Origin of the sequence: Anoxybacillus sp. (assembly GCF_036834105.1) — a bacterium.
Lineage (GTDB): Bacteria > Bacillota > Bacilli > Bacillales > Anoxybacillaceae > Anoxybacillus.
On the sequence record NZ_DAITON010000151.1, the window covers coordinates 1 to 4,896 of the forward strand.

General features: G+C 42.2%; 8 protein-coding genes. All 8 read left to right on the plus strand.

Going from position 1 to position 4,896, the window contains the following annotated elements; all coding sequences use genetic code 11:
* The coding region (locus V7Z64_RS11715; RefSeq protein WP_297987193.1) for a cytochrome b/b6 domain-containing protein at positions 1-372 on the plus strand (372 nt) is incomplete at its 5' end.
* Entirely contained in the window at positions 362-838 is a 477-nt protein-coding gene (locus V7Z64_RS11720; protein ID WP_297987194.1) for a HyaD/HybD family hydrogenase maturation endopeptidase, read from the plus strand. The genes V7Z64_RS11715 and V7Z64_RS11720, both read left to right, overlap by 11 nt.
* Complete coding sequence (locus V7Z64_RS11725; protein WP_297987195.1) at positions 835-1,254, plus strand: Rieske 2Fe-2S domain-containing protein; 420 nt, start codon at positions 835-837, stop codon at positions 1,252-1,254. The genes V7Z64_RS11720 and V7Z64_RS11725 overlap by 4 nt, the downstream gene beginning before the upstream one ends.
* Positions 1,247-1,606 carry a hydrogenase maturation nickel metallochaperone HypA/HybF gene (locus V7Z64_RS11730; RefSeq protein WP_297987196.1) on the plus strand — a complete coding sequence of 120 codons (360 nt, stop codon included), beginning with the start codon at positions 1,247-1,249 and terminating at the stop codon, positions 1,604-1,606. The genes V7Z64_RS11725 and V7Z64_RS11730 overlap by 8 nt, the downstream gene beginning before the upstream one ends.
* Positions 1,603-2,262 (plus strand): hydrogenase nickel incorporation protein HypB, encoded by a 660-nt coding sequence (gene hypB, locus V7Z64_RS11735; protein WP_297987197.1) that lies wholly within the window; start codon positions 1,603-1,605, stop codon positions 2,260-2,262. Before V7Z64_RS11730 ends, hypB begins: the two co-directional genes overlap by 4 nt.
* Positions 2,247-3,779, plus strand: coding sequence for a carbamoyltransferase HypF (gene hypF / locus V7Z64_RS11740; protein WP_334110500.1), 1,533 nt, complete (start codon positions 2,247-2,249; stop codon positions 3,777-3,779). The genes hypB and hypF overlap by 16 nt, the downstream gene beginning before the upstream one ends.
* A 72-nt stretch (positions 3,780-3,851) precedes the next feature.
* Entirely contained in the window at positions 3,852-4,382 is a 531-nt protein-coding gene (locus V7Z64_RS11745; protein ID WP_006324127.1) for a helix-turn-helix domain-containing protein, read from the plus strand.
* A gap of 26 nt (positions 4,383-4,408) precedes the next feature.
* Positions 4,409-4,896, plus strand: a 488-nt coding sequence (locus V7Z64_RS11750) for an IS630 family transposase (protein ID WP_334110503.1), incomplete at its 3' end; no start/stop codon positions are given.

Sequence of the window (4,896 nt, forward strand, 5' to 3'; positions counted from 1 at the left end):
TTATTTATGAAAAATAACAAAAAACATTATATCGGACATAATCCGCTCGCTCAATTAAGCTATTGGATTTTCATTGGATTAGGCTCAATTATTATGATGCTTACAGGATATTATTTATTATTCGAGCCGCAACCTGAGTCCATTTACGGAAAAATGTTTATGTGGGTTGCCCATTTATTTGGCGGCGATAGCTATTCTGTTCGTTCGTGGCATCATCTCGTTGCATGGGGATTTATCATTTTTACTGTTGTACACGTGTACATGGCGTTTCGTGAAGACTATTTGCAACGAAACGGAACGATGTCATCCATTTTTACTGGCTATAAAATAGAGAGAAAAAAAGAAGCATTGGGTGAACACGATGAAAAATAAAAAAATAACCGTCCTTGGAATTGGGAATTTATTGTATTCTGATGAAGGTGTCGGTATTCATATTTTGCCGTTACTAGAGGAAAAATTGTCTTCATACGAAGATGTTGAAGTGATTGAAGGTTCAACCGATGGAATGAGGCTACTTGGAACAATCGAAGAGACGGAGTATTTAGCGATTGTAGATGCTGTCAATGCAGGAGAAGAAGCGGGAACGATTATTACATTATTCGATGATGAAATTCCAGCTTATTTCGGAATAAAAATGTCCATTCATCAACTTGGTTTTCAAGAAGTGTTATTAGCTGCAAAACTACGCCAAACCATTCCAAAACAAATGGTGTTGTTTGGGGTTCAACCTGCTTCTTTAGCTCTTGGCTTAGATTTATCTCCTGTTGTGCAAGCACAACTTCCATATGTTGTCGGGCGAGTCGTGCGTCAAATAGAAGAGTGGTGTCACACTCCATGAACCGTCTCCAATTTTTAAAGATGATGCGCAATAGTTTAATGGAAACGGTGAAAGAAGCTTCTGCCCCGATATTAGAAGATGAGGTGGAAAAAGTGAAAACATTGTTTTTTAGTCATCGCACGTGGCATTCCATTGGCTCGTGCGATGATGTACATGGCGTTGAAATGAAAACCGTTGCCCGCATTCCGATTGTCGTTTATAAACATGACGGAACATTACATGCAAGAAAAGCGATTTGTTCGCACTGTCATGTGGTGCCACATTATATCGAGCAAGATCATCGTTTCATTTGCTTGTACTGTGATCGTGAATGGTACGTATTGTCACAAGAAGGAACGTTGCATATGCCAATTCTCCAAACAAAACAAGAAGGAGATGAATGGTATGTGCAAATAGAAGGGGATTCGTATGCATGAGATGGCGTTGATGGGAGAAATCGTTCATTTGATTGAGCAAGATGCCCGAAGCAAAGAGATGAAACAAGTAAAAAAAGTAGAATTGTTAGTTGGTACGTTAAGTAATGTGCTCCCAGATGCATTACAGTTTGCATTTGATGTGTATAAAGTGCAGGCGGATAATTGCTTAACGTCAGATGCTGAATTGATTATCCATACGGAAAGAGCGAGAGCAATTTGTGCAATTTGCGGAAAAGAATATGAACCAGCTACAAAAATTACGCAATGTCCAACATGCTTGCTTCCGAGTGGAAACATTGTAGCAGGGGAAACATTTCGCATTCTAGTATATGAAGGGAGTTTAACAACATGAGAATTACATTGGAAGTTGATGTGTTAACAAACAATAACCGAGCGGCTGCGTTTAACCGTCAATTGTTCGAAGAAACGAATACGCTTGTCATCAATATAATGAGCTCTCCAGGAGCAGGAAAGACAACGATTTTAGAAAAAACGATTGAGGCGTTAGCCGATGAATTTCGTATTGGTGTCATCGAGGGGGACTTAGCGACAGAAAAAGATGCGGAGCGTATTCGGGCTCTTGGTGCGCAAGCTGTGCAAATTAATACGCACGGAGGATGTCATTTAGACGCTCGCATGGTTGCAGCTGTTTTACCCCAATTTAATTTTGAACATCTCGATATTTTATTTATTGAAAACGTTGGGAATCTTGTTTGTCCCTCCGGTTATGATTTAGGACAGCAACATAAGGTGGCTGTATTAAGCATACCAGAAGGGAATGATAAAATCCCGAAATATCCGACAATGTTTATGCGAACTGAGCTCGTTTTATTGAATAAAATAGATTTATTGCCGTATCTTGATTTTAACATAGAGCAAGCAAAAGAAGATTTATCGTGTATTAACCCACAGTCTAGGTTATTGACGGTATCTGCAAAAACTGGCGAGGGTATGGATGAATGGTTACATTGGATTCGGGAAGGGGTTGCCCGATGCAAAAAGCAGTGAATATTACGGTGAAAGGACGAGTGCAAGGAGTTGGCTTCCGTCCTTTTATTTTCGCACTCGCAAAGCGTTATAACGTAAAAGGAATTGTACAAAACAATATGGACGGGGTCTTTATTCATATTGAAGGGGATGCTTACGCAGTCGATCAATTTATTCACTCTTTACCGGTAGAAGCCCCGCGACTATCCCGTATTGATGAAATGATTGTGACTGCAGCCCAATGGCAAGCATGTAACGATTTCTCCATTATTCCGAGCGAACGAACGGGAAGTTCTTCGCTCGTTATTCCGATCGACACAGCTGTTTGTAATGATTGTTTGCGAGAAATGTATGATCCAAATGATCATCGATATCGTTACCCGTTCATTAATTGTACACAATGCGGCCCACGCTACACGATTATTGAACAGCTACCTTATGACCGCCCGTTTACATCGATGCATTCATTTCCAATGTGTAAACGATGTAACGAGGAATATAACGATCCTATGAATCGTCGCCATCACGCTCAGCCTATTGCTTGTCCAACGTGTGGTCCTTCTATCATGCTACGAAACCGTGATGGAAAAATGGTACAGGGGGATGCGATCGAGCAGGCGAGGGCGTATATTCAAGCCGGGGCAATTGTTGCGATTAAAGGCTTAGGCGGATATCACTTAGCATGTGATGCGACAAATGAAAGGGCTGTTCAACAATTAAGAATGCGAAAACAACGGCCAAATCGACCGTTGGCTGTGATGGCTGCTTCTGTTGACATTGTAGAACAATTATGTGACGTAACGGAGGAAGAAAAACAATTGTTAACCTCGCCGGAAGCCCCGATCGTTGTTGTTAAACAAAGAAAAAACACAATGATTGCTTCGTCGGTCGCTCCTGGGTTACAAACGGTTGGGGTGATGTTGCCGTACACTCCCCTCCATCATTTATTGTTGGATGATCAATTACCTGTCCTTGTCATGACAAGTGCTAATCGTTCAGGAGCACCGATCATATACGAAGATGAACGGGCTTTTTGTGATTTGCAAAACATTGCGGATTATTTTCTCGTTCATAATCGCCCAATTGTACATCCGCTTGATGATTCTGTTGTCCAAATAGAAAATGGGAACACCCATTTCATTCGACGGGCGCGTGGCTTCGTTCCAGATCCATTATGGACAAAGCAAGATGTACATGAGATTGTAGCGCTTGGTGGGCAGCAAAAAAATGTATTTGCGTTCGGGAGACACCAGCAAATTTTTTTAGGGCCCCATATAGGCGATTTAGAACATGTAGAAGTAATCGAACATTTTGAGAGAGAATACGAACATTTACGCACGTGGATGGGAGTAACACCTAAAATTATTGCTGTTGATTTACACCCAAACTACGAAACGTGGAACATCGCAAAACAATGGGATGCCGACATTGTAGCTGTACAGCATCATCATGCGCATATGGTTTCATGTATGGAAGAAAACCATATCTCAACTTCATGTTTTGGTCTCATTTTATATACATGCACTTTAAAACGATGACTTCTGTATGAACACATTTTTTCATGGCTATACTGCTCCTAAATACTCATGTGTAAAAGGAGCGGAAAGGACATGAAACGTCTGAAAATCACAAATGATCACGGCTGGACGCCTCGAACCCTTCGGAAACAAGAACGGAAAATCAAAGATGCTTCTCTTCGTGTTCGGGTGACCGCTGTTCGTCTTGTCATGGAAGGTCATCTCGGTAAAGATGTGGCCAAAATGGTCAATCTGTGCCGTCAATCCGTTGCCCTCTACGTTGCGCGGTTTAATCAAGGTGGGCTCGATCATCTACTCGATCGTCGGTTGCCGCCTGGCCGTGTGCCGTTTCTTACGGAAGAACAACAACAAGAAATTAGACAACTCGTGTTAACCACCACACCTGTGGATGCTGGCTGGGGCATCGCTTCATCATGGAACACGCGCATTTTACAATCTTACATCCAACATACCTATGGCGTTTCGATGTCACGTGAAGGCATTCGTAAGTTGTTGCATCGTCTTCGTTTGTCATGGACACGTCCGACTTACAAGCTAGTCAAAGGAGACGCCAAGCGTCAAGCTGCCTTTCAAAAAGAACTTGAATTTATAAAAAAAAACTAATTACCGAGAATGTCACGCTGTTTTATGTGGATGAGACACACGTTCGTGCTTATCAAGCGCTACGTACGACATGGGCAGAAGTAGGAAATCAAAAACAAGTGCCAAGCTACGGTCACCACGCCCACGTTTCTATTTTTGGCGCCGTCGATGTTCAACAAGGCGATGTGGTGTTTCATCGTGCATCATCCGCCAATGCCGAAACCTTCCTCGACTTTTTGCGCCGATTGAAAGAGAAATATGCCGATCGATTCATCGTGCTTGTGTTAGACAATGCGCGTATTCATCATGCCAAGATGGTACAAGCCTTTCTTGATGGCGAGGAAGGTGCTGCTTTTCATTTCATCTTTTTGCCACCGTATTCTCCACAGTTAAACCCGATTGAACGGTTATGGAAGTGGTTGAAAGATGAGGTGATTGCCAACGTTTTTCACAAGGATCAAAATGACATTGCCCAATCCATTACTCGCTTTGAACAGTACGTCTTACAACATCCAGATGAGGTGTTACGCCGCAT